Annotated in this window: 20 protein-coding genes; 9 read left to right on the top strand and 11 right to left on the bottom strand. The window is 66.3% G+C overall.

The window, feature by feature from the left end; genetic code table 11:
* Positions 1–715: 715 nt before the first annotated feature.
* Both PSEMAI1_RS0116735 and nosP read right to left on the bottom strand, forming a co-directional pair.
* A complete protein-coding gene (locus PSEMAI1_RS0116735; RefSeq protein WP_051460238.1) occupies positions 716–3,286 on the bottom strand; it encodes a NahK/ErcS family hybrid sensor histidine kinase/response regulator in 2,571 nt (856 codons plus the stop codon).
* A complete protein-coding gene (gene nosP, locus PSEMAI1_RS0116730) occupies positions 3,279–4,439 on the bottom strand; it encodes a nitric oxide-sensing protein NosP (protein ID WP_024303972.1) in 1,161 nt (386 codons plus the stop codon). The genes PSEMAI1_RS0116735 and nosP overlap by 8 nt, the downstream gene beginning before the upstream one ends.
* Before the next feature lie 150 nt (positions 4,440–4,589).
* Here nosP and PSEMAI1_RS0116725 point away from each other — a divergent pair, with 150 nt between their 5' ends.
* The gene (locus PSEMAI1_RS0116725; RefSeq protein ID WP_024303971.1) at positions 4,590–5,138 is read left to right on the top strand and encodes a PQQ-dependent catabolism-associated CXXCW motif protein; all 549 of its coding nucleotides are present in this window, start codon (positions 4,590–4,592) and stop codon (positions 5,136–5,138) included.
* Between the two features lie 43 nt (positions 5,139–5,181).
* On the opposite strand, the gene PSEMAI1_RS0116720 is transcribed toward PSEMAI1_RS0116725, so the two are convergent.
* The 4 genes from PSEMAI1_RS0116720 to PSEMAI1_RS0116705 are packed head-to-tail and all read right to left on the bottom strand — an operon-like array spanning position 5,182 to position 8,931.
* Positions 5,182–6,048 carry an ABC transporter permease gene (locus tag PSEMAI1_RS0116720; RefSeq protein WP_232219941.1) on the bottom strand — a complete coding sequence of 289 codons (867 nt, stop codon included), beginning with the start codon at positions 6,046–6,048 and terminating at the stop codon, positions 5,182–5,184.
* Entirely contained in the window at positions 6,045–6,770 is a 726-nt protein-coding gene (locus tag PSEMAI1_RS0116715) for an ATP-binding cassette domain-containing protein (RefSeq protein ID WP_024303969.1), read from the bottom strand. Before PSEMAI1_RS0116715 ends, PSEMAI1_RS0116720 begins: the two co-directional genes overlap by 4 nt.
* The gene (locus tag PSEMAI1_RS0116710) at positions 6,767–7,741 is read right to left on the bottom strand and encodes a YVTN family beta-propeller repeat protein (protein ID WP_024303968.1); all 975 of its coding nucleotides are present in this window, start codon (positions 7,739–7,741) and stop codon (positions 6,767–6,769) included. Before PSEMAI1_RS0116710 ends, PSEMAI1_RS0116715 begins: the two co-directional genes overlap by 4 nt.
* A gap of 26 nt (positions 7,742–7,767) precedes the next feature.
* Positions 7,768–8,931, bottom strand: a complete 1,164-nt coding sequence (locus tag PSEMAI1_RS0116705; protein WP_024303967.1) for an ABC transporter substrate-binding protein — start codon at positions 8,929–8,931, stop codon at positions 7,768–7,770.
* Positions 8,932–9,210: 279 nt separating this feature from the next.
* Here PSEMAI1_RS0116705 and PSEMAI1_RS0116700 point away from each other — a divergent pair, with 279 nt between their 5' ends.
* The 6 genes from PSEMAI1_RS0116700 (at position 9,211) to PSEMAI1_RS0116675 (ending at position 18,076) form a co-directional block, all read left to right on the top strand.
* Positions 9,211–10,983: a PQQ-dependent methanol/ethanol family dehydrogenase gene (locus PSEMAI1_RS0116700; protein WP_024303966.1), complete on the top strand. Its 1,773-nt coding sequence runs from the start codon at positions 9,211–9,213 to the stop codon at positions 10,981–10,983.
* A 51-nt stretch (positions 10,984–11,034) separates the two neighbouring features.
* Positions 11,035–11,358 carry a c-type cytochrome gene (locus PSEMAI1_RS0116695; RefSeq protein ID WP_024303965.1) on the top strand — a complete coding sequence of 108 codons (324 nt, stop codon included), beginning with the start codon at positions 11,035–11,037 and terminating at the stop codon, positions 11,356–11,358.
* A gap of 323 nt (positions 11,359–11,681) precedes the next feature.
* A complete protein-coding gene (locus tag PSEMAI1_RS0116690) occupies positions 11,682–12,335 on the top strand; it encodes a response regulator transcription factor (RefSeq protein ID WP_024303964.1) in 654 nt (217 codons plus the stop codon).
* A 248-nt stretch (positions 12,336–12,583) separates the two neighbouring features.
* On the top strand, positions 12,584–13,831 hold the full coding sequence (locus PSEMAI1_RS0116685; protein WP_024303963.1) for a murein transglycosylase A: 1,248 nt from the start codon (positions 12,584–12,586) through the stop codon (positions 13,829–13,831).
* A 14-nt stretch (positions 13,832–13,845) separates the two neighbouring features.
* Entirely contained in the window at positions 13,846–14,943 is a 1,098-nt protein-coding gene (locus tag PSEMAI1_RS0116680; protein WP_024303962.1) for an efflux RND transporter periplasmic adaptor subunit, read from the top strand.
* 10 nt (positions 14,944–14,953) lie between these two features.
* On the top strand, positions 14,954–18,076 hold the full coding sequence (locus PSEMAI1_RS0116675; protein ID WP_024303961.1) for an efflux RND transporter permease subunit: 3,123 nt from the start codon (positions 14,954–14,956) through the stop codon (positions 18,074–18,076).
* A 60-nt stretch (positions 18,077–18,136) separates the two neighbouring features.
* Here the strand turns inward: PSEMAI1_RS0116675 and PSEMAI1_RS0116670 are convergent, their stop codons facing one another.
* The 3 genes from PSEMAI1_RS0116670 to PSEMAI1_RS0116660 form a co-directional block, all read right to left on the bottom strand.
* On the bottom strand, positions 18,137–18,802 hold the full coding sequence (locus PSEMAI1_RS0116670; protein ID WP_036986315.1) for an outer membrane beta-barrel protein: 666 nt from the start codon (positions 18,800–18,802) through the stop codon (positions 18,137–18,139).
* 468 nt (positions 18,803–19,270) lie between these two features.
* The gene (locus PSEMAI1_RS0116665; protein WP_024303959.1) at positions 19,271–19,465 is read right to left on the bottom strand and encodes a hypothetical protein; all 195 of its coding nucleotides are present in this window, start codon (positions 19,463–19,465) and stop codon (positions 19,271–19,273) included.
* Positions 19,466–19,832: 367 nt separating this feature from the next.
* Positions 19,833–20,570 carry a GDSL-type esterase/lipase family protein gene (locus PSEMAI1_RS0116660; protein WP_029770781.1) on the bottom strand — a complete coding sequence of 246 codons (738 nt, stop codon included), beginning with the start codon at positions 20,568–20,570 and terminating at the stop codon, positions 19,833–19,835.
* A 328-nt stretch (positions 20,571–20,898) separates the two neighbouring features.
* Here PSEMAI1_RS0116660 and PSEMAI1_RS0116655 point away from each other — a divergent pair, with 328 nt between their 5' ends.
* Both PSEMAI1_RS0116655 and PSEMAI1_RS0116650 read left to right on the top strand, forming a co-directional pair.
* The gene (locus PSEMAI1_RS0116655) at positions 20,899–21,306 is read left to right on the top strand and encodes a VOC family protein (RefSeq protein ID WP_024303957.1); all 408 of its coding nucleotides are present in this window, start codon (positions 20,899–20,901) and stop codon (positions 21,304–21,306) included.
* A gap of 207 nt (positions 21,307–21,513) precedes the next feature.
* Positions 21,514–22,101: an alpha/beta hydrolase gene (locus PSEMAI1_RS0116650; RefSeq protein WP_024303956.1), complete on the top strand. Its 588-nt coding sequence runs from the start codon at positions 21,514–21,516 to the stop codon at positions 22,099–22,101.
* A gap of 68 nt (positions 22,102–22,169) precedes the next feature.
* On the opposite strand, the gene PSEMAI1_RS0116645 is transcribed toward PSEMAI1_RS0116650, so the two are convergent.
* Together PSEMAI1_RS0116645 and PSEMAI1_RS0116640 are read right to left on the bottom strand one after the other, a co-directional pair.
* The gene (locus PSEMAI1_RS0116645; protein WP_024303955.1) at positions 22,170–22,880 is read right to left on the bottom strand and encodes an alanyl-tRNA editing protein; all 711 of its coding nucleotides are present in this window, start codon (positions 22,878–22,880) and stop codon (positions 22,170–22,172) included.
* A 129-nt stretch (positions 22,881–23,009) separates the two neighbouring features.
* Entirely contained in the window at positions 23,010–23,645 is a 636-nt protein-coding gene (locus PSEMAI1_RS0116640; RefSeq protein ID WP_024303954.1) for a LysE family translocator, read from the bottom strand.
* Between the last annotated feature and the right edge of the window lie 54 nt (positions 23,646–23,699).

Here is a 23,699-nt window from a genome sequence, read left to right as displayed (position 1 = left end):
CGTTCCTCCGGTTTGGTGAGACGCTGGTCTGTTGGGTGTACAGCCTAGCAGTGGTTTCATTGTGCGAATCGGAGGGGCGTTCAGCCATTCGACTTTGGTCGGAGAGGGGGAGGGGGGCTTGCTTGCGTGTCGGGGTTGGTGGAGGAGTGGGGTTTGCCGGTTCCGCCCGGCTGGCGGGTCGAGGGGCTTGCCTCGCCTCGCCAAGCCCCTCAACGCTCCCAAGGCGAGCCCACCGCCGCTTGTTCCCGTCTGGATGGAGGCTGGCGAGGCGCGGCGGAAACTAGCCGGGCGCTAACGTCGCCCGGCGTCGAACAGCCCGCCGCTTAAAACCTCGCCATCCACCATCCAAACGGCGCGGCAGAAGGGCCGATGGGCCACATCGGTCATGTCTTAGTTTTGGGGATAACAGGCAAAGAAGGAAACTAGGATTCCCTCTGCAGTGGTGGCCGAAGGCAATTACCCACAACGGTTCTGCCGCCTCGTCGGGTCCTGCTTTGAGTTTGCCTTTTCACCAATCCAAATCAACAAGCCCAGTGCGCCAGTAGTGGGTCCCCCTTCCCGTCTGCCGGGCGGAACCGGCACCCCACACCCTCGCCCGTGATATCGGAAGAAACAATCGGATGGCTGAAGCAGGCAAACCCCACACCCCCACCAGCGCTATAGGAATCTCCTATATAGGCGCGAAGCCGCCCTTCGATAACGGGCTCCCGCCCCCTCACTCCCCCACCGGCTGCGTCAAATGCGCCAGCAAGGTCCTCAACCGCGCCGGCCGCACCGGCTTGCCGAGCCAGGCCCAGCCGCCGGCCTCCGCCTCCTGCCTCACCTCATCGCTGCGGTCGGCGGTGATCAGGGCCGCCGGCACCGACCGGCCGAGATAGTGGTAGACGGCGCGGATCGCATCGATGCCGGTGGCGCCGTAATCGAGGTGGTAGTCGGCGAGGATGGCATCCGGTGCTATCTCCTCGCGCCGCAACAGCTCGATCGCTTCGTTGGCCGAGGCCGCCGCCAGGGGGCGGTAGTGCCAGTCGGAGAGCAGCGTGCACATGCCTTCCAGGATGCTGGCCTCGTTGTCGATCAACAGGATGGTGGCATCCCGGCGTTGCGCCGGGGGCGGCAAGAGCTGGGGCGTGTCGGGCTGCGGCGACGGTCCGACCGCGCCGACTTCGCCGTACGGCACCACGATGCCGAACAGCGATCCACGGCCGAAGCGCGAGCGCACCACCAGCCGGTGGTCGAGGCGGCGTGCCAGGCGGCTGACGATGGCGAGCCCCAGGCCCATGCCCTTCGGGCACAGGCTGTGGTGCTCCGGCAGGCGCTGGAATTCCTGGAACACCAGGGCCAGTTTGTCGGACGGAATGCCCAGCCCCTGGTCCCACACCCCGATCAACAGGCCGTCCGGCTGGCGCCGGCAGCCCAGCAGGATGCCGCCCTCGCGGGTGTAGCGGATGGCGTTGGAGAGGAAGTTGCGGATCACCCGGCCCAGCAGCACCCAGTCGCTGTGGATGATGGCCGGGCAGGTGTGCAGTTGCAGGCGCAGCGACTTGGCCTCGGCGAGCGGGGCGAACTCCTCGGTGATCTGCTCCAGCAGCTGCGCGACCGGGAAATGGCGCGGCGCGGCTTCCACCGCACCGGCGTCCAGCCGCGAGATTTCCAGCAGGGTGTTGATCAGGTCGTCCACCGACTCCAGCGCGGTGCCGGTCTTCTCCACCAGCGGGCGGATGGCCGGCGGCAGGTCCTGTCCGGACAGCGCGGCGAGGAACAGCCGCGCCGCGTTCAAGGGTTGCAGCAGGTCGTGGCTGGCGGCGGCGAAGAAGCGCGTCTTGCTCTGCTGGGCGTCTTCGGTGGCGCGGATCGCCTCGCGCAGCCGGCCGTTCGCCACGGAGAGTTCCTTGGTGCGCTCGGCCACGCGGACTTCCAGTTGTTCCTTGGCCTGCTGCAGTTCCTGGGCGGCACGCCGGCTCTCGGTGATGTCCTGGATCAGCGCGAAGAAGCCCAGCACGCTGCCGTCGCCGGTGAAGTGCGGGATGAAGGTGGCGCGGGCGAACTCGATGTGCTGGCGCGGGGCCGGCAATTGCAGTTCGAACACCGAGGCCTTGCCGGACAGGGCGCGCTCGACGTAGTGGCGGCGCCCGTCGAACAGGCGCGGGCCGAGCACCTCTCGCATCGAGCGGCCGTTGATCTCGGATTGCGGCACGCCGAACCAGCTCTCGTAGGCCTTGTTGGTGAAGCGGTAGATCTGCTGGTTGTCGACATAGGCGATCAGCGCCGGCATGGCGTCGGTGATCAGCCGCATCTTGGCCTCGCTCTCGCGCAGCGCCTGTTCCGCCTCCTTGCGCTCGCTGATGTCGGTGTAGCTCATCACGAAGCCGTCGCCCGGCATCGGGTTGTACTGCACCTCGAGGGTCTGGCCGCGTTCGTTGGTGTATTCCATCGTGCCGCCCAGCGGGCAGCAGCGCGCCCATTCCGCCAGCAGCAGGCCATTGGCGTCGCCCAGCTCGGCCGGCGAGGGTTGTGTCAGCTCGACGAAGCGCGGGTTCCACTCCCTCAGCCGGCCCTCGCTGTCGAACACCGCGATGCCCTGGCGGATGCTGTTCATGGTGGCGTGCAACAGCTGGGAATACGCCGCCAGGTCGCGTTCGCGCAGCCGCATTTCCTGGTGCTTGATTTCGGTGATGTCGGTGTAGATCGCCACCCGGCCGCCGTCGCCACCATCACCGATGGCACGCTCGCTGACGCGGTGCCAGCTGCCGTCGCTCATGGCCAGGATCAGGCTGTCCTGCGGTTCGCGGTGGTAGGCCAGGCGCATGGCGATCCAGCCCTCCGGGTCGGCCTCGGCATCGTGGATCAGGTGGGCGTCGACGGCGGCGCGGATCAGCGTCTCGAACGGCAGGCCGGGAACGATGATCTGGCGCAGCGTGGGGAACATCTCGGTGAACTTGCGGTTGCAGTGAATCAGGCAGTTGTCGCTGCCCCACAGCGCGAAGCCGTCGGCGATGGTCTCCACCGCCACGTTGAGCTGGTTCCGCGCCAGCTCGGCGGCGTGCTTGGCTTCCTTCAGCGCGAAGTTGGACGCCTCGAGGTCGGCCATCGCCTGTTCCAGTGCGCTGGTGCGCTCCTGGATGCGCGTTTCCAGCTCGGCGGCCACCTGGAAGAAGGTGAACGAGTTGCCGTTGTCGGCCAGCCCCTGTTCGACGCGCCGCATCAGCGCCTCGTTGATCTTGCGCAGCTTGGCGTTTTCCAGTTCGAGGGCGGCCAGCCGGGCCGCGCTGTCCAGGGGTTTACCCATGATGCCGCTTGCCATAGCCGATGGCGATGCCGGTGAAGGTCTGGTTGACGTGCATCGCCTGGTATTGCTCGCCGTAGGTGCTGAATCCGACCACCGAGTTGGCCACCAGCAGCGCCGACAGGCGCGCGATGGTGTCGGACTGGTGCAGGGGCAGGGTGCGCAGGATGCAGTCGAAGCCGAGCACGATCTGGAAGTCGCCGAGCCGGCTGTGCAGGTCGCGGAAGGTGCGCGCCAGGTTGTCGACGATGTCGGTGGCGCGCGTGCCGGACAGCACGATGCCCTCGTCGATGGCGCAGAAGAAGCTCAGGCTGAGGTCCGGGTTGATGCGCTGGATCGAGCGCACGTAGGGCACGCCGCCCACGTTCAATACGAGGGGGTGCGCGGCGAACGACAGCGGGGTGAGTTTTTCCGGAGACACACCGAGCAGCCGGGCGTATTCGGCCGCCGCCGGCTCGGCGTTGATTTCGGTCACCAGCCGCCGCTCGGCGTCGGCCTCGGTCACCACCACGCGCTCCCCGCTGCGGATGGCATGCTCGGACTTGAACACCTCGAACGGGTACGGCGTGGCCACCAGCACCAGTGCGGCGCTGTCGCTGAGGAACTGGCCGTCGACCAGCACCTGGGTGCGCTCGAAGCGCATGTTGTCGCCGGCCGAGCCGCCGCAGATCGGGATGTCGCCGAGCGCTCGGGCCAGCCGGCCGGCCAGCTGTTCCTCGCGCGCCGACAGGCCATCGACCAGGAGCAGCGCGAAGGTGTGGCGATCGAGCGGGAAGTCGGCCTTCTGGCCGAGCGAGTAGCGTGCGCTCATCACCGTGCCCAGGGCATCGGAGAGGTCGAAGTCGTGCAGATCGTCGATGCGCTGCACCACGGCGAAGAAGTCGGGTTCGGCAAAGCTCACGCCGGCGATGGAGTGGCTGCGGTAGCCGTCCGGGCTGATTTCGCCGGCGGTGGTACAGCCGACCACCAGAACATCGCCGAAGCGGCGGGTGAGGGCGGCGGCCAATTTGTCGAGCTGATAGTCGGGGGCGACGAACAGCAGCACCAGCGAGCAGTCCGGCTGCCACAACTGCTGGTAGAGTTCGTCGGCGACCTGGTCAGGGTCGGCGCTATAGGCGTGGCCGCGCCGGACCCGGGAGGGCGGGTTGAAACTCATCTGTCTCCACTCTGCTTTGTAGTCGTTACGACATCGCCTCTGCGGACGCTTGAACCTCATTCTGAAGATTAGCAGCATAAAACGAAAGTCGAATGGCGGCATCCACGGCGTCGCGCCATGCTGGGACGGTAGTAAGCCGGAGTGTCTGCCATGAGCCTGTATCGCCTCAGTGTTGCCCTGCTGCTGTCGCTGGGTGCCAACGATGCCCTTGCCACCGAACCGGTATCCGTGCCGGACGGCTATCGCCTGCAGCATTACCGCGCGCCGACGCCGGACACCCTGCCCGGCGCCACGGTGCTCGACGGCGCGGCGCTGCAGGCGCTGATCGCGTTGCACCACCCGCTGCTGCTCGACGTCATGGCGACCAACCGCGTGCCCGACGGCAAGGGCGGCAGCCGCTGGGTGCCGGCCGTGCCGCGCCGCCACCTTCCCGGCAGCGTGTGGCTGCCGAACGTCGGCTACGGCGAGCTCGAGCCTGTCATCGAGCAGTACTTCCTCCGTCAATTGGCACGGCTCACCGGGGGCGACCTCGACCGGCCGCTGGTGTTCTACTGCCTGCGCGACTGCTGGATGTCGTGGAACGCGGCGCGGCGCGCGCTGAAGCTGGGTTATCGCGCTGTGTACTGGTATCCGGCCGGCAGCGACGGTTGGCTGGAAGCCGGGCTGCCGCTGGTCGAGGCCGTGCCCGAACCGTTGTGAGCCGTCGGGTGCGCGTGTTCGGCTCATACCGGCGAGTTCCGCTTCAGGCGCGCTGGCGCGGCCGGTAACCGATCAGCGCCAGGGTCAAGCACACCAGGGTGGCGATCGCGGTATAGGTCGCCGCCTCGGCATGCCACTGGCCGTAGAGCGCGAAGCGGATCATCTCCACCGCGTCGGTGAACGGGTTGAAGCGGCACAGCTGGTACACCCATTCGCTCCCTTCCTGCATCTTCCACAGCGGATACAAGGCCGAGGAAAGGAAGAACACCGGGAACACCACGAAATTCATCACCCCGGCGAAATTCTCGATCTGCCGCACCTGCGACGACACCACCATGCCGGCGGCGCCCAGCATCAGCCCGGTCAGCACCAGTGCCGGCAGCACGCTGACGAAGCCCTCCCACGGCAGATCCACCCCGGACAAGCGCGCGATCAGCAAAAAGGCGTACACCTGCAGCAGCGACACGCACATGCCGGCGAACAGCCGCGCAAACAACAGGAAGGGCAGCGGCTCGGGGCAGGTCAACAGCACGCGCATGCTGCCCATCTCGCGGTCGTACACCATCGACAGCGAGTTCTGCATGCCGTTGAACAACTGCACCATGCCCACCAGTCCCGGCACGATGTAGACGTCGTAGGTGATGTAGGTCTCGTAGGGCGGGGTGATGGCGATGCCCAGCGCGGCGCGAAAGCCTGCGGCGAACACCAGGAGCCAGATCAGCGGGCGCACCAGCGCGCCGAAGAAGCGCGAGCGCTGCTGCAGGAAGCGGCGCAGCTCGCGCAGGATGATGGCCCATAGCACGATCAGTTTGGTACGGACGAAGCCGGTACTTGCCGGCGCGCTGTCGACGGGGGCGTGCATTGCCGTCGTATCGGGCGTGGGGGAGGCTTGCTGTTCCAGAGTAGTCATGACGTGGCTCCGGTACGCAGATCGAACCAGCTCCCCAGGTCGGCGCAGCCGGCCTCGGCGAGCAAGGGGGCCACCGCGCCGCTGGCCAGAAGCCGGCCGCGGTGCAGCAGCGCGACGTGGTCGTGCTGCGGGTCGATCTCGTCGATCAGATGGGTGGCCCACAACAGCGCCAGCCCGTCCTCGCGCACCAGCCGGTGCAGGTGGCCGATCAGGAACTGGCGCGAGGGCACGTCGAGGCCGACGGTGGGTTCGTCGAGCAGCAGCAGGGCGGGGCGGTGCAGCAGGGCGCGGGCAATCTCCACCCGGCGGCGGTGGCCGCCGTTGAGGTTGCGCACGCGCTCGCCCCTGCGCGCGGCCAGGTCCAGCCGTTCCAGTTCCTCGCCGATGCGCTGGCGCAGTGCCTTGCCGTGCATGCCGTGCAGTGCGCCGAAATAGGCCAGGTTCTGCTCGACGGTGAGGTCGAGGTCCAGCGTCGGCTGCTGGAACACCACGCCGACGCGTGCCAGCGCCTTGGCCTGCAAGGACTGCCCGAACACCTTGATGCTGCCCGACTTGACCGCCAACAGCCGCGAGAGCAGCCCGAACAAGGTGCTCTTGCCGGCGCCGTTCGGGCCCAGCAGGATGCAGCACTGGCCGGCCTCCACCGTCAGGCTGACGCGGTCGAGCGCCAGCCGCTCGCCGTAGCGGTGGCTCAGCGACTCGATCTCCAGCGCCGCGTTCATGTCCCGCTCACCGCCACGCCCCACGGGTAGCGCCCGACCGGGATCGACTTGATGACCTTGAGACTCTCGGTGTCGATCACCGACACGTCGTTGCTGACGCCGTTGGTGACCCACAGCTGCTTCTCGTCGGCGGACAACTCGGCCTGCCACACGCGCCGTCCCACCAGCAGGTACTTCACCGGCTGGAAGGTCTTGGCGTCGATCACCGCCACGTGGTTGGCCGGCCCCAGCGGCACGAAGGCATAGCGGCCGTCGCGGGTGAGGCGGATGCCGACCGGCTGGATGCGGTCCTTGGGAATGCCGGTGATGGCGAAGGAAATGGTCTTGATGCGCTTGCGGCTCGCCACGTCGATCACCGACACCGTGCCGCCGATCTCGGCGCTCACCCACAGCAGCTTGCCGTCGGCGGAAAAGCGCGCGTAGCGGGGACGCTGATCGACCAGGGTGTTATCCATCACCTTGCGCGTGCGGGTGTCGATCCAGTGCACCATGTTGGTGGTCTCCGACGTGTTCACCGCCCAGCGCCCGTCCGGGCTCACCGCCATGCCCTCCGGTTCCACGCCGACATCCACCTGGCCCACCACGCGCCGGTTCGCCACGTCGACGATGGTCACCACGTTGCTGTCCTCGTTGGCGATGTACAGCATCTTGCCGTCCGGCGCCAGCGCGAACAGCTCCGGATCCTCGCCCGACGGCAGGTTGTGGGTGATCTTGCCGCTGGCCAGATCCAGCACCTGTACCGTGTCGTCGTCGCTGGCGCAGATGAACAGCGACTTGCCGTCCTTCGACAGCGTGATGCCGCGCGGGCGCTTGCCCACCGGGAGGGTCTTGACCACCTTCAGGGTGGCGCTGTCGATCACCGACAGCGTGTTGTCCTTCTCGTTGGACACGTAGACGTTGGCCGACAAGGCCGGCAGGCTGACGGCGAGCGCGGCCAGGGCGGCGGCGAGACGAGTGGGGGACGGGGACACGGCGTGCTCCTCTGGTGGGGGAATCGTCACTTGCACTTCACTTCCGGCGCGTCGAAGCCGAGCGAATCGAGCTCGGTACGCGGGTGCAGGAAACCGTCCTGCGGCGACAGGCTGACCAGCGAGCGCGGCTGGGCCACCATCATCGGCTGGCGCAGCTCGCCGTTCCACGCGCGGTAGGACAGGGTGCGCCCCTTGAAGCCGGCCAGCTCGAAATTCGGCCCACGGATGTACTCGGACAACTTGGCGGCCTCGCCGCTGCCGGTACGGCTGGCCGCCTCGCCGACGCTGCGCACCGCCGCCCAGGCGGCGTAGTCGACCGCCTGCATCGGGCGCTGGCTCTGCTGGCGGAAGCGGTTCTGCAACTGCACCGCGCCCCACTGCTCGGCGGCGGCGTGCCAGCCCGAGGCGGTCAGCCCCTGGGTGCCGGCCACCGGGCGCGGCAGCCAGGTGCGGTAAGACAGGTAATCGCCGAAGTCGCCGCTCTCGTCGGCCACGATCAGCACGTCGTAGTCGCCCACCTGGGTGAACACCGGCACTTCGCCCTGCGCGGTGCGGCGCGCGTCGTGGCCGTAGTTCCATGCCTTCTCGCTGACGATACGCCCGCCGAAACGCTTGGCGGCGCGGCGTACCGCGGCGGCGTACAGCTTGTCCTCCGGACGCGGCCCGCTCACCAGGAACCACTTGTTCCAGCGCCGCGTGGCGAGGTACTGCGCCAGTGCGTCGGCCTGCATGGCGCGGCTGGGCAGGGTATGCAGCAGGTTGGCGCGGCACTGGCTCTGGCGCAGCCGGTCGTCCGGGGCGCCGGCGTTGAACCACAGGTAGCGCTGGGCTTCCGGACGCGTCATCAGCCGGTCGATCGCGCCGGCGCTGACGTTCAGCACCACGAAGCCGGCGCCACTCTTCTGTACCTTGGCCAGCATGTCGGCGGCGCTGGCGCCGGTCGGCACGGCGATGCGTGAGAGCTCGAAGCGCTGCTGCAGAAATTTACCGGTGGTGTTGTTGTCGCCGATCGCCAGTTCGGCCCCGGCCCGGCCGAGGTCGGCAGGTACCGGTTCGATGTTGGCCAGCGGATTGGTGGCGATGCGCGCCTCTTCCAGGTAGGCGAGCCGGATCGTGGTCAGCGCCGCAGCCGGCAAGGCCAGCAGGGCGGCGGCAATACACAGCGCAAGGCGGACAGGGAGCGCGAGCATGGCAGTTTTATCGTGAGTGGTGGGATGCTGGTTTCAGGTTGGCCCAGCGCAGAGGGGTAGTCCATTCGACTTAAGTCGGATGTCCGAGTGTCGTTTCTGCGACTTAAGTCGAATTGGCTCCCCGCACAGGGCTGCCGAGAATTCAGGACGTGCTCACCTTTCATTTTGCCGATGCGCCGCCCCAACCCTCTGCGACCGCCTCTGCACGATGCAGGAGAACACGCCCAAATGACCGGAGCAGTTGCCGATCCGGCACCCACTACAAAATCGGAGAGCCAGATGAGAAACACCAAGCCGACGCGCTCGTGGCGTCTGACCACACTGTCCACCCTGCTGGCTACGGCCGTGCTGGCGCCGCTCGCCACGGCCGCAGTCAGCGACAAGGACATCCTCAACGACAGCCAGTCCACCAAGGACGTGGTGTCCTACGGCATGGGGCCGCAGGCACAGCGCTTCAGCCCGCTCACCCAGATCAACACCAAGACGGTGAAGAAGCTGGTGCCGGCCTGGAGCTTTTCCTTCGGCGGCGAGAAGCAGCGCGGCCAGGAAGCCCAGCCGCTGGTGTACGACGGCGTGATCTACACCACCGCCTCGTACTCGCGCGCCTATGCCGTCGATGCCCGCACCGGTCAGAAACTGTGGGAATACAACGCCCGCCTGCCGGACGGCATCATGCCCTGCTGCGACGTCATCAACCGCGGCATGGCGATCTACGAGGACATGGTCTACTTCGGCACGCTCGACGCACGGCTGATCGCGCTCGATCGCAAGACCGGCAAGGTGGTGTGGAGCAAGAAGCTCGGCGAGTACAAGGAAGGCTACTCCTACACCGCCGCGCCGATGGTCGTGAAGGGCAAGGTCATCACCGGCGTCTCCGGCGGTGAATTCGGTATCGTCGGCAAGGTCGAGGCGCGCGATGCCAAGACCGGCGAGCTGGTGTGGTCGCGTCCGGTGGTCGAAGGGCACATGGGCACGCTCAATGGCAAGGAAAGCACCATGACCGGCAAGCTGAACGCCACCTGGGAAGGCGATCAGTGGAAACAGGGCGGCGGCGCTACCTGGCTCGGCGGCACCTACGACCCGGCAACCAACCTGATCTACATGGGCACCGGCAACCCGGCGCCGTGGAACTCCTGGACACGCAAGGGCGACAACCTGTACACCGCCTCGACGCTGGCGATCGATCCCGACAACGGCGAGATCAAGTGGCACCTGCAGACCACCCCGCATGATGGCTGGGATTTCGACGGCGTCAACGAATTCATCCCGTTCGACATGAAGAAGGACGGCAAGGTGATCAAGGCCGGCGCCAAGGCCGACCGTAACGGCTTCTTCTTCGTGGCCGACCGCACCAACGGCGACCTGCTGGGCGCCTATCCGTTCGTCTCCAAGATCACTTGGGCCAAGGGCTTCGACCTGAAGACCAAGCGTCCGATCTACACCGACGATGGCCGTCCGGCCAACCCGTTCGACCCGGCCACGCAGGGTGCGGACGGCAAGGGTAAGCCGGTGTTCGCGGCACCGTCCTTCCTCGGCGGCAAGAACTGGATGCCGATGGCCTACAGCCCGAAGACCGAGATGTTCTACGTGCCGAGCAACGAGTGGGGCATGGACATCTGGAACGAGCCGATCACCTACAAGAAGGGCGCGGCCTACCTCGGCGCCGGCTTCACCATCAAGCCGCTCTATGACGACCACATCGGCGTGCTGCGCGCCATGGACCCGAAGACCGGCAAGATCAAGTGGGAATACAAGAACCCGGCTCCGCTGTGGGGCGGCGTGATGACCACCGCCGGCAACCTGGTGTTCACCGGTACGCCGGAAGGCTTCCTCAAGGCCTTCGACGCGCAAAGCGGCAAGGAGCTGTGGAAGTTCCAGACCGGCTCCGGCATCGTCGGCAGCCCGGTGACCTGGGAAATGGACGGCCAGCAGTACGTCGCCATCGTCTCCGGCTGGGGCGGCGCGGTGCCGCTGTGGGGCGGTGAAGTGGCCAAGAAGATCACCCATATTACCCAAGGCGGCAGCCTGTGGGTGTTCAAGCTGAGCCAGTAATCTTGTTGTCGCCGGCGGTCGGGCTCAGTCGGCCGCCGGCAGGAGAGCATCATGTTGAAAGCATTGCACATCGTGGCGGCGGGTCTGGTCCTGCTGCCGGGCCTGGCGGCCGCTGCAGAACCCTCGGCCGCGGAGGCGCTGGCCAAGAAGAACGGCTGTTTCGCCTGTCACACCATCCAGAAAAAAGTGATCGGCCCTGCTTACAAGGACGTGGCCGAGCGCTATGATGGCGAAAAGGGCGCAGTCGACAAGCTGGTCCACAAGGTCAAGGAAGGGGGGGGCGGTGTCTGGGGCAGTGCCGGCATGCCGCCACAGCCCCAGATGAAAGACGAGGAAATCCGCCGCGTCGTCGAATGGATTCTGACTCTGAAATGATCCCGAACCGGCTGGGCGACTGCCCCGCCGGTTTGTTTTATTAGAGCCTGTTCAAGGTCTTTTTGCGGCTGCGGCCGAGTACTGCCGGATGCAGCGCTAGAAGAGAGTCCCGCCGCAGTGTCATTCACTGCCAGGGACGAACGACAACGCGATGCGCCGGCAGTACCCGGCCCCGAAGGGCTGGCCCGGTAAACGGCCATCTGCGGTGTTGGACGACTTGACCTTAGAATGACTAAGGTCTTCATCGTCCGCCTAGCATCTGGCCATTTGCCGGGTCAGCGCAGTCGAAAAAAGACCTTGAACAGGCTCTTAGGAGCAGAAAGATGGAAGCGACGGTGCTGATTGCGGATGACCATCCGCTGTTTCGCGAAGCCATGCGGCTGGTGGTGTCGTCCGCGCTGGGCGAGGGCAGCGAGATCGTCGAGTGCGAGTCGCTCGATGCGGCGCTCGACGCGGTGCGGCGCAATCCCGCCATCGAGCTGGCGATGATCGACATCAACATGCCGGGCATGGACGGTCTGGCCGGGCTGGCCCGGCTGCGCCAGCAGGCGCCGACGCTGCCGGTGATCGTGGTCTCGGCCGACGAGCGCCACAGCACCGTGGAGGCGGCGATGTCGGTCGGCGCCTCCGGCTTCATCCCCAAGTCCTTCTCGCGCGAGACCATGACCGAGGCGGTCAATGCCGTACTGGGCGGCGACATCTACCTGCCGCCGTCGCTGGCCGACCGCGACACCGGCGCGCATGGCAGCAGCCCCGAGCAGCTGCAGGATCTGGCCAGCCGGCTCGCCCTGCTCACCAAGCAGGAGCGTTGCGTGCTCGACTACATCGTCAACGGAAAGTCGAACAAGGTGGTGGCGATTGAACTCAACATCGCCGAGAGCACCGTCAAGGCCCACGTCTCGGCCATCCTGCGCAAGCTCAAGGTTTCCAGCCGCACCCAGGCGGTGATCAAGGTCGGCGCCTTGCTGCGCATGTGACCTCCCGGCGGCGGCACCTGTGCCGTTGGCCCTTCCCCTCCTTGCGCTGCCCGGCTACCGGGAACACTCCCCCCCCATCCTGCCATGCCTTTTCGCCGGTGCGAACTTGCCGCCCCCTCGGGGGTCTACCGCCATTCCTGCCCACTGTGCTTCGGCGCGGTTACAATCGGGGGCGACGTGTCCTTTATCTCTCAAGTCCGGCCCTCTCCCCAGAGGATGGTGGGCCGAGCATTCATCGAGTCGCAAGCGTGATTTCCAGAAAACTCAGTCTGTTGTTGCCGGTGCTGTTGCTGGCCGCGTGTGCCGTGGCGCCGCGTCCGGCCGATACCTCGGTCCGTTTCGAAACCGCCAGCGTGGCGGAGCTGCCGCAATGGCAGCAGCAGTCGGTGGGCGATTCGCTGCCGGCGCTGCAGCAAAGCTGCAAGGCGGTGGCGAAAAAGCCGGAATGGAGCGGCGTGTGCCGCGCCGCCGCCGCGGTGCCGGCGAACGATGCCGAAGCGGTGCGCCGCTTCTTCGAGACCCACTTCCAGGCCTGGAAGCTGCGTGACGGCGAGCGCGACAGCGGGCTCATCACCGGCTACTACGAACCGCTGCTCAACGGCAGCCGGGCCAAGACCGCGCGCACGCCGTACCCGCTGTACGGCGTGCCGGCCGATCTGCTAACGCTCGACGTGCCCGCCGCCGATCGCTCCAAGAGCGTGCTGGTGGCGCGGCGCGGTCCGGGCAACAAGCTGACGCTGCGCGCCGGTGCCACTGCGGCCGGCCCCGGCGAGATCGAAGTGCGCCCGGCCGACTTCAACATCGACGGCCGCACCGGCAAGCTGCGCGGCCGGCTCGAAGGCAACCGCCTGCGTCCCTACTACAGCCGCGCCGAAATCGAGCAGGGCAAGGGCGTCAGCGGCGCCCCGGTGCTGGCCTGGGTGGAGAACCCGGTCGAACTGTTCTTCCTGCAGGTGCAGGGCTCGGGCCGCATCCAGCTCGAGGACGGCAGCTTCCTGCGTGTCGGCTACGCCGAGCAGAACGGCTACGCCTACCAGTCGATCGGCCGCTGGCTGGTCGACCGTGGCGAGCTGACGCTGGCCGATGCCTCGATGCAGGGCATCCAGGAATGGATCAAGGCGAACCCGTCGCGCCAGCAGGAACTGTTCAACGTCAATCCGAGCTACGTGTTCTTCCGGCCGCTGCCGCATGCCGAGGGCGGGCCGCTGGGCACGCTTGGCGTGCCCTTGACCGACGGCTACAGCATCGCCGTCGATCCACGCTACATCCCGCTCGGCGCCCCGGTCTACCTCGCCACCAGCTGGCCGCTGTCGAACCAGCCGCTGGTGCGCCTGGTGCATGCACAGGACACCGGCGGAGCGATCCGCGGGGCGATCCGCGCCGACTTCTTCTGGGGCTTCGGCACCGAGGCCGGCATGTACGCCGGGCGCATGAAGCAGCCGGGCAGCCTGTGGATACTGCTGCCCAAGGGCATGAAGCCGAGCCAGCCCATCTGAACCGGATCTGATCCATGAAGCCATACCTGCTCCCCATCGCCTTGTCCCTGCTGGTGCTGACCGCCTGCAACGACTCCTCCTCGTCCCCCGCCACGGCCACGGCGGCCAAGGCGCCGCCCCCGCGTGAGCTGGCCGCGAGCGACGTGCTGGTGGCCAAGGTGGTGCCGTTGGCCGACACCCTGGCCTTCACCGGTACGCTCAACGCGCTCGACAGCAGCACCGTGGCTGCCGAAGTGGAAGCGGTGGTGCGCGAGGTGGTGGTACGCGAGGGCGAGCGGGTGCGGCGCGGCCAGCTCCTGGCGCGGCTCGACCACGAGACCCTGGCGCAGAGCGTGGCCGAGCAGGAAGCCCAGCTCGCCAACAGCCGGGCGCGGCTGGGACTCGCCCGCGTCAAGCTCGACAAGCAGCGCGAGCTGTACGAGCGCGGCTTCATCTCGCGGCTGGCGTTCGAAGAAGTGGAAAGCGACTTCCAGGTCCGCGCCGGCGAGCTCAAGGCGCAGGAAGCGCAACTGGCGCGCGCCCGCAAATCGCTGGCCGACACCCGGCTCAGCGCGCCGATCGACGGCGTGGTGTACCAGCGTGCCATCAATCCGGGCGAACTCGCGCAGCGCAACACCCCGTTGTTCCGCATCGCCGACCTGTCGGTGCTGGAACTGGCCGCCAGCCTGCCGGCGCGCTTCATCGGCAAGCTGCACGTCGGCCAGCACGCCCGCTTCACGGTCGAGGGTCTGGCCGAGGAATTCGACGCCGAACTGGTGCGGCTCAACCCGGTGGCGGCGAGCGGCACGCGCAGCTTCACCGTCTACCTGCGCGTGGCCAATCCCGAGGGCCGGCTCAAGGCCGGGCAGTTCGCCAAGGGCGGCATCGTGCTCAAGGAAGTTGACGATGCGGTCAGCCTGCCGCTCTCGGCGCTGCACGACGCCGGCGGCAAGCCGTGGGTGCTGCTGGCGGAGCGGGGCAAGGTGGTGCGCCGCCCGGTCACGGTGCGTCTCCTGGCCGAAAGCGCCGGGCGCGTCGCGGTCGATGGCGTCAAGCCGGGCGAGACGGTGCTGACCGCCTCGCTGCTGGGCATCAACCCGGGCGACGCGGTGACGCTCGCCGCCGCCCGCTGAGGAACGAGCCATGTGGTTGACCCGCGTCAGCATCCGCAATCCCTACTTCGCCACCGTGCTGATGCTGGCGCTGGTGGTGCTCGGCCTGTTCGCCGCCTGGCGGCTGCCGGTCGAGGAATTCCCCGACATCCGCTTCCCGGTGGCGGTGGTCAGCACCACCTACAGCGGCGCCTCGCCCGAGGTGGTGGAAAGCGAGGTGAGCCGGCCGCTGGAAGAAGCGATCAACACCATCAACGGCGTCAAGCACATCCGCTCCTACTCGTTCGAAGGCAGCTCCACCATCGTGGTCGAGTTCGAGCTGACCACCGACCCCAACGTCGCGGTGCAGGACGTGCGCGACCGCGTCGGCACCGTGCAGGGGCGCTTCCGCCGCGAAATCTCCAGCCCCACCGTGTCGCAATTCAACCCCAACGACCAGCCCTTGCTGTCGATCGCCTTGAGCTCCCCCCAGGTCAGCCCGCGCGTGCTGACCACCTGGGTCGACAACGTGCTGAAGAAGCGGCTGCAGACGGTAGCCGGTGTCGGTGAAGCCAAGCTCGTCGGCGGCGTCAAGCGCGAACTGCGCATCGACCTCGACCCCTACCGGCTGGAAGCGGCCGGGCTGTCGCTGCCCGAGGTGGCGGCGGTGTTGCGCCAGGCCAACCAGGACTACCCGGCGGGCGAGGTCGGCACCAGCAGCCGCGAGCTGTCGGTGCGGGTGGCCGGCAAGCTCAAGTCGCCCGCCGACTTCGCCGCGCTGCCGCTGGCCTGGAAAAACGGCAACCCGGTGCGGCTGTCCGACGTGGCCGAAGTCAGCGACGCCGAGGCCGAGAAGAGCAGCGTGTCGCTGATCGACGGCAAGCTGGCGGTCGGGCTGGAAATCCGCGCCGCGCGCGGCGCCAACGTGGTCGAGGTGGCCGACGGCGTGAAGCGGGTGATCCAGACCCTGCAAAGCCAGATGCCGCCGGGCACCACGGTCACCTACACCTACGACAAGTCGCAGGACGTCAAGAACTCGCTCGCCGACGTGCGCGCCACGCTGATCGAAGGCGCGCTGCTGACGGTGCTGATCGTGTTCCTGTTCCTCGGCAGCTGGCGCAGCACCGTGATCACCGGGCTGACCCTGCCGGTGGCGCTGATCGGCACCCTGTTCGCGGTGCAGGCGATGGGCTTCACCCTCAACCTGATGACGCTGATGGCGCTATCGCTGTCGATCGGCCTGTTGATCGACGACGCCATCGTGGTGCGCGAGAACATCGTGCGCCACGCCAACATGGGCAAGGGTCACTACGACGCCGCGCTCTTGGGTACCCAGGAGATCGGGCTGGCGGTGCTGGCCACCACGCTGACGGTGGTGGCGGTGTTCCTGCCGGTCGGCTTCATGGGCGGCATCATCGGCAAGTTCTTCCACCAGTTCGGCCTCACCGTCACCGTGGCGGTGCTGATCTCGATGCTGGTCAGCTTCACGCTCGACCCGATGCTGTCGTCGGTCTGGCACGACCCTCACCACCACGGCGACCGTCACAAGGGGCCGCTCGGGCGGCTGCTCGACGGTTTCGAGAACTCGCTCGACCGGGTGGCCGAGACCTACGTCGGCGTCATCCGCTGGGCGCTCGGCCACCGCAAGACGGTGCTGGCGGCGGCCGTGGCGCTGACCGTCGGCAGCTTCGCCCTGGTGCCGGTGATCGGCGGCGAATTCCTGCCGCGCGAGGACAAAGGCGAGTTCTCGCTGAGCTTCAAGACCGCCCCCGGCTCCTCGCTGTCCTTCACCGAGGGCAAGGCGCGCGAGCTGGAGCGCGCGCTGCGCCGCCTGCCCGAAGTCGCGGCGGTCAACACCACCGTCGGCGGCGGTCGCTTCGGTGCCAGCAAGAACGAGGGCCAACTGATCGTCGACGTCGGCAGCAAGAAGCAGCGCGGCCGCAGCCTGTTCGCGCTGATGGACGCGGCGCGCAGCGAGAGCGGGCGCGTGGCCGGCGTGCAGATTCTGTCGATCGAGGAACTGGGCAAGAAGGGCGGCGGCGGCAAGCCGGTCAACATCGGCCTCAGGGGCAGCGACCTCGTCCAGCTCGAACAGGCAGCGGACGACGTCGAGCGCCGGCTCGCCGCCATCCCCGGCATCAGCGACATCGAATCCAGCCTGAGCGAGGCCGATCCGGCACTCAACGTCGAAGTGCGGCGCGACGCCGCCGCCAGCCTCGGCATCGATCTGGCTGCCGTCGGCGAGAGCCTGTCCACATTGCTGGCCGGCAACGTCGTCACCACCTGGGAAGCGCCGGACGGCGAGAACTACGACGTGCGCCTGCAAGTGCCCAAGGAGCAGCGCCGCGAAGGCCTGCTCGACGTGCTGACCGTGGCCGGCCCCGGCGACGTCCAGGGCCGCAAGCCGATGGTGCCGCTCTCCACCGTCACCGCCACGCGCTCCGCCGAGAGCCTGCGCCAGATCAACCGCGTCGACCTGCTGCGCGAAGTGACACTGACCGCCAACGTCAGCGGCCGCGACACCGGCTCGGTGTTCGCCGACATCACCAAGCTCACCGCCGAGCTCAAACTGCCGCCGGGTGTGGTGCTGGCGCAGGAAGGCGAGCGCCAGGACATGCAGGAATCGCTCGGCTTCGCGGTGCAGGCGCTGGCGATGGGGGTGATCTTCATCTACATGATCCTGGTGGCGCAGTTCCGCAGCTTCACCCTGCCGCTCTCCATCATGGTGGCGCTGCCCTTGGCCTTCGTCGGCGTGTTCCTCGGGCTGCTGGCGTTCGGCTCCACCCTCAACATGTTCTCGGTGATCGGCATCGTCATGTTGATGGGGTTGGCGGCCAAGAACGGCATCCTGCTGGTCGACTTCATCAACCAGTCGCGCCGCGAGGGCATGGCGCGCGAAGACGCTATCGTCGAGGCCGGGCGGGTGCGGCTGCGGCCGATCATGATGACCAGCCTGGCGATGATCTGCGGCATGCTGCCGCTGGCGCTGGGGGCGGGCGAAGGCTCCGAATCGCGCGCGCCGATGGCGCACGCCATCATCGGCGGCATGGTGACCTCGACGCTGCTGACGCTGTTGGTGCTGCCGGTGGTGTACACCTATCTCGACGGCCTGCGCGAGCGCGTGCGGCGGGTGTGGGTAGGCAAGCGCAGCGGGGAGGTCGGGCGGGGGGCGTAGTGCTGGTGGGAGGGGGAAGAAAGGCCGGACCCTAGCCGGCCTCATGCGTAAGCCTTCGGATCAATAGAACTGGTAGGTCAGCCCGATCGAGAGCAGGTCGATATCGGATTCAACGCTGTCGGAGCTGCCGACTTTCTCGAATCGCTCCCATTCCCCGCGTATCCTCAGATCCTTGTTGATAGCGTAGTTCACCCCAAAACCGTAAGTCAGATCGGAGTCCCAGTCGCTATCGCTTGCAGAGGCCCCGTCCACGGAGGCGGATAATTCGGTTTTGCTTGTATAGGCACCGAGCTTGCCGAATACTGAAAAGTTGTCGGTGATCGGTAGTATGCCTACCGCGTCAAGAAGAAAACCATTCCTTGCCTTGACGGTGGCGTTTACTGAAGTAGGAGTGATAGGACTCCCATTGACTGCTGTTACTGTCGTACTGGCATCGAATCTGCCAAAGCTGATGTATCCCCCTTCAAGAGCGAAATAGTTGTTGAACTGATAACCGGCAAACAGTTTCCAGCCCGTGTCCGTGTCATCGACCGAGGTACCGCTGGTGGTAAATCCCGCATCGTTGAGTTCGGAGTCGAGCTCGCTGGCGCTGAAGTCCTGCTCTTCGGACTGGCCGATACTGATACCGCCATACCACCCTACGAGATCAGCGGCGTGTGCGGCAGGGGTAGACAGAACGGCAACTCCCAACAAAGACATGGCCTGGATAAGGTGTTTCAGCTTCATGATTCCCTCTTTATGTTTGTTGCAAAACAGGGTGCAGCTCATGCAGCGATGACGTTTACAAGGGCGTGAACATGCATCACCTTTTGTAAGATGGTTGGATATGACAAATAATCAACGCTTTCTTATTTGATCAAGTTCATAGGTCCGTAGAACCGGGTCGGATTGCAGCGACAACCCGCCGAATTATGACAACGGTTGGCCGAAGCCCGGTTCTGCACGGTGGCATTGGCCAATGCTTTGCTTGTCTTCTGATGATGTCGGCGGAGGAGTGAGCGTTGCCGGTCCCGCCCGGCAAGGCGGGTCGGGGGTGGCAAGCACAGTGGGGAGAAGGAAAGGGCTCCGTAATTTCGCCGGCAGCCCGAGGCATCGCGGCTCATATGAAAACAGCGCTACGGTTCAGCCGTGGCGCTGTCCTTTTCTCTAGCGTTCAGCCTGCAGGCTGGTGCGAGGAGTGGAGCGTAGCCCTGCTCAGTGCTTCTCGCGGCGGAACTCGGCGCGTTCCTGGGCGTTGGGCAGCTCGACCTTGATGTCTTGTGCGGCAACCTGCTGTTGCGTGGCCGGAGCCTGGCGCTGCGCCAGGTAGTTGTTGTCGCCACCGTCGCGGGCGTGAGCTACGGCGGTCAGCAGGGAAAGGGACAGCAGGGCAAGAGTGGTCTTTTTCATGATGAACTCCGTCAATAAGTGGGCTTGTTGTGGGTAAGTGCTCGGTGTTGCTTGTCGTGTCATCGCTGCCGTTGTTGCCGTTCGGCGGTGTGTTACGACATATGTCCTAGTTTAGATAGTAACTATAGTTACTAAAACTGGAATATTCTGGCAGAGTCGGTCAAAAAATTTGAATGATTGCTTGGTCGCTCGGATGGGGCGCGGTTTGTCCGCTGCCCGCAGCGATTGGGGAAACCGGCCTCCGCTCCCTCGAGATCCTATCGAAGGGCCAAAACCTTATTCCTGAGCCCGCCTTTCCGCCTGGCGTTTACAACCTGGTCACGTAGTGGAGCGTTGTCACAGGCGTATAGCAAATCCGGTCGCGCCCTCAATCACGGATCAACGCCTCGAGCTCCGTTTGCATGGCCGCAGCCCATAGTGCATAACCCAGCGGCGACAAATGCACGGCATCCGGCATTATCTCGGGATGCAGCTCGCCATTCGCCCCGACTAATCGGGGGCCAATATCCAGGTAACGGACGGCCTCGCCGTCAGCCAAGCGGGCGATGGCCCGGTTGGTTTGCTCGATGCGCTGCCGGAGTTCCGTGTCGCGCGTCGCGCCGCGCGGAAAGATGCCGAGCAGCAGCACGCGGCTGTCCGGCAGAGTCTCCCGCAGGGCCTGCACGATGGCGCCGACGCCGCGGGCGGTGTCCTCGGGCGAATCGTTGTACATGTCCAGATTATTGGTCCCGATCAGCAGCACCACGGCGCGGGGGGATAGCCCGTTCAGCTCGCCTCCCGCCGTGATGCGCCACAACAGGTTCTGCGTCGCGTCGCCACTGATGCCGAAGTTGGCCATTCGGTAGCCGGCGAAATGGGCGTTCCAGATGTCCGGCGCGGCGTCCCAGCCCTCGGTGATGGAGTCGCCGAGCAGCAATACCTCGATGTTGCCCTCGCCGGCCTGCTTTACGAAGGATTCGTGCTGTTCCCCCCACTCCAGCGCCGAACTCCAGGCGTAGTCGACGGTACGCGGATGCGCTTCCCAAGGAGGCTCTTCCGGCGTGGTCAGGGCACAGGCTGCATCCACGACCAGCAGCCAGAGCAAGACGATGAAGCGCATAGCCATGCCCTCCCAAACTCCCGGCATTGCCTCGGTGGGCGTGAGAAAGCTCCCTTCCGCCCGCCCGGAAACGGTGTGGCTCGGCAAGCCCTCTGGGGCCACACAACCGAGGTATAGCACCCGGTCGGACGAGTACAACGAGAGGCACCGCAGTATTGTTGGCCGGGGGCTGATATGCACCGCTTCCGCGTCCTGCAGGAGCAAGGAACCGGCATGGATGGGGCGGATTCCGCTCTGCAGGCCGGTGATCGACTCGGCTGCCTTGCCCCCGTTGTCAGCCGATCGTTTCCCGTGACCGGGCTATACCTAGATGTGTAGCGATAAGGGAGGCGCCATGAGCACCCAGATTTTTGTGAACCTGCCGGTCAGCGATCTCACCAACTCGATCGCCTTTTTCACCGAACTCGGCTTCAGCTTCAACCCGCAATTCACCGACGAGACCGCCACCTGCATGATCGTGTCCGACGACATCTTCGTCATGCTGTTGACCGAAGCCAAGTTCAAGACCTTCACACCGAATGAAATCTGCAACGCCAAGAAATACACCGAAGTGCTGGTGTGCCTGTCGGTCGAGAGCCGCGAGCGGGTCGACGAACTGGTGCGCAAGGCCGTCGCCGCCGGCGGCGCGACGTACAGCGAGCCACAGGACTACGGCTTCATGTACGGCCACGGTTTCCAGGACCTGGACGGTCACATCTGGGAACTGGTTCACATGGTGCCGGGGGCAGAAAACGAAGGCTGATCGAGCCAGGTGAGGAGGCCAGGCAGCCCGCGAGCGGAGCTTGGCCGATGGCAGTGAGAGGGCTGCTGGCGAGTGGATTGAACCATCCGTCTGAGCCAGGGATTTGTATATAAATATTTTTAGCTATTAAAAAACAAATTTTTATTATTTTTGGTGATATTGATGGCTGTTGTATAGTCGGCTGACACCATCATTAGGGCCTGCACCATGCGCGCCGACTACGCCGACTTCGACTTCATCATCCAGCCCGGATGGAACAACTCCGCCCCCGAGCACTGGCAAAGCCACTGGCAGCAATTGCTCGGCGCACGCCGCGTCGACAACCAGGAGTGGAACACGCCCCGGCTCGAAGACTGGCTGGCCGGGCTCGACCGTGCCGTCGACGCCAGCCGCCGCCCGGCGGTGGTGATCGCGCACAGCCTCGGCTGCGTCACCGTGGCCCACTACGCCCGGCGCCATCCGCACAAGCTGGCCGGTGCGCTGCTGGTGGCGCCAGCGGACGTCGAGCGCGCCAGCGCCCCGGCGGAGCTGCTGCCGTTCTCTCCCTTGCCGACGGAACCGCTGCCGTTCGCCGCGCGCATCGTCGCCAGCGATACCGATCCGTTCTGCCTGCCGTTGCGCTCGGCCCGCATCGCCAGCCTGTGGCAGGCGCCGCTGACGTGGCTGGTCGATGGCGGCCACATCAACGTAGCCTCCGGCCACCATCAGTGGGAGGAGGGGCTGGCCGAGCTCGATGCGCTGCTGGCTGACATCCGCGCCAAAGAGGGCGGTGCATTGCGGGTGCGCCGCGCCTGAGCGGGACGTCCAGGGGCCGTGCCGGCATTTCCAGACATGCCCGCTCAGCGGCGCGATGCGCCAAGCGCTCACTCCGCCAGCGCCACCACCACGCGCTTGTTGCGCGCGCCCTTGCTCTCGATCTTCTTGACGACCACCGTGCCGATCTCGCCGGTGCGCGCCACGTGCGTGCCGCCACACGGCTGCAGGTCGACACCGTCGACCTCGATCAGGCGGATTTCCGGCAACTCCAAGGGCGGCGTTACCGACATGGTCTTGATCAGCTCCGGCTGCGCCTTCAGCGCCTCGCCCGACGTCATCACCACCTTCACCGCGCGGTCCTCGGCGATCAGCCGGTTCAACTCGCGTTCGATCTCGTCGCGGTCGAGCACCATGCCTTCCGGCAGGTCGAAGTCGAGCCGGCCCGACTCGGCCGTCAGATTGCCGCCGGTGACGCCGGCCTTGATCACCACCGACAGCAGGTGCAGACAGGTGTGCACGCGCATGTGGCGATGGCGGCGGGCCCAGTCGAGCTCCAGCGTCACCGGCGTGCCCTCGGGCAACCGAGGCGCGTCGGCCGCCACCTGATGCACGATGTCGCGCGTGGCCTTGTCGCGGCGCGTGTCGAGGATACTCAGCACCACGCCATCGGCCGTGCTCAGCGTGGCACAGTCACCCGGCTGACCACCGCCCAACGGGTAGCACAGCGTCTCTTCCAGCACCACGCCGTGTTCGTCGTGGCGCCGCACCCGGGTCTCCAGCCGGGTCTGATAGGGGTCGCGGTAGAAGGCTTCCTGCATGATCTCTCCTGGTATGTCCTGTCGGGATGCTCCCGGTCGCCCAAAATCCGGGGAACACGTATTCAGGAAGAGTGGGGACGGTACTGCCGCTTGGCAAGGCACAATCGTCCCCGTTTCCGGCCATACAGTTCAGACCGGCCCGCTCAGCCAGCGCAGCAGTTGCCACGCCGCCATACCCAACAGCAGGATCCCGGCCAACCGGCTGACCAGCCGCCGCTGCGGGCTCCCGAGCCGCTGCCCTAACCGGCCGGTAGCCAGCGCCAGCAGCGCCCACCACAGGGTCGAACCGGCAAACACCCCGATGACCATGATCCAGGCGTCAGCGGTGGAAATGGTAGCGTGGCTGGCGGCCAGTGCCGCGAACACCCCGCTGAAGGCGACGATGGTCATCGGGTTGGCCAGGGTCAGCGCGAAGGTGGACAGGAACAGGCGCGAGAGCCGTCCGCCGGGCAGGCTGGCGGCGTTGGCGGCTGCGTCCCCGCTCCGCAAGGTATGCCAGCCCAGCCAGCCGAGAAACAGCGCGCCGGGCAGGGCGAGCAACTGCTGCAAGCCGTGCAGGTAGGCCGACAGCAGGGCGAGACCGAAGGCTCCCAGCGCGCCGTACAACCCGTCAGCGCAGGCCGCGCCGAGCCCGCTGACGAAACCCGCCAGCCGCCCGAGTTGCAAGGTGCGCTGGATGCATAGCAGGCCGATCGGCCCGACCGGGGCGGCGATCGCCAGCCCCATCAGCACCGCCTTGGCGGCCAGTCCCCAACTGCTTTCCATGCACCTCTCCCATGTCGCCGATCGCGGATAGTGTGCGCGCGGCGGCGTGACGGT

It is taken from the genome of Pseudogulbenkiania sp. MAI-1, from assembly GCF_000527175.1.
GTDB lineage: Bacteria > Pseudomonadota > Gammaproteobacteria > Burkholderiales > Chromobacteriaceae > Pseudogulbenkiania.
Note: the sequence above shows the minus strand (reverse complement) of the source record. Positions and strands in the feature narration are given on the sequence as shown.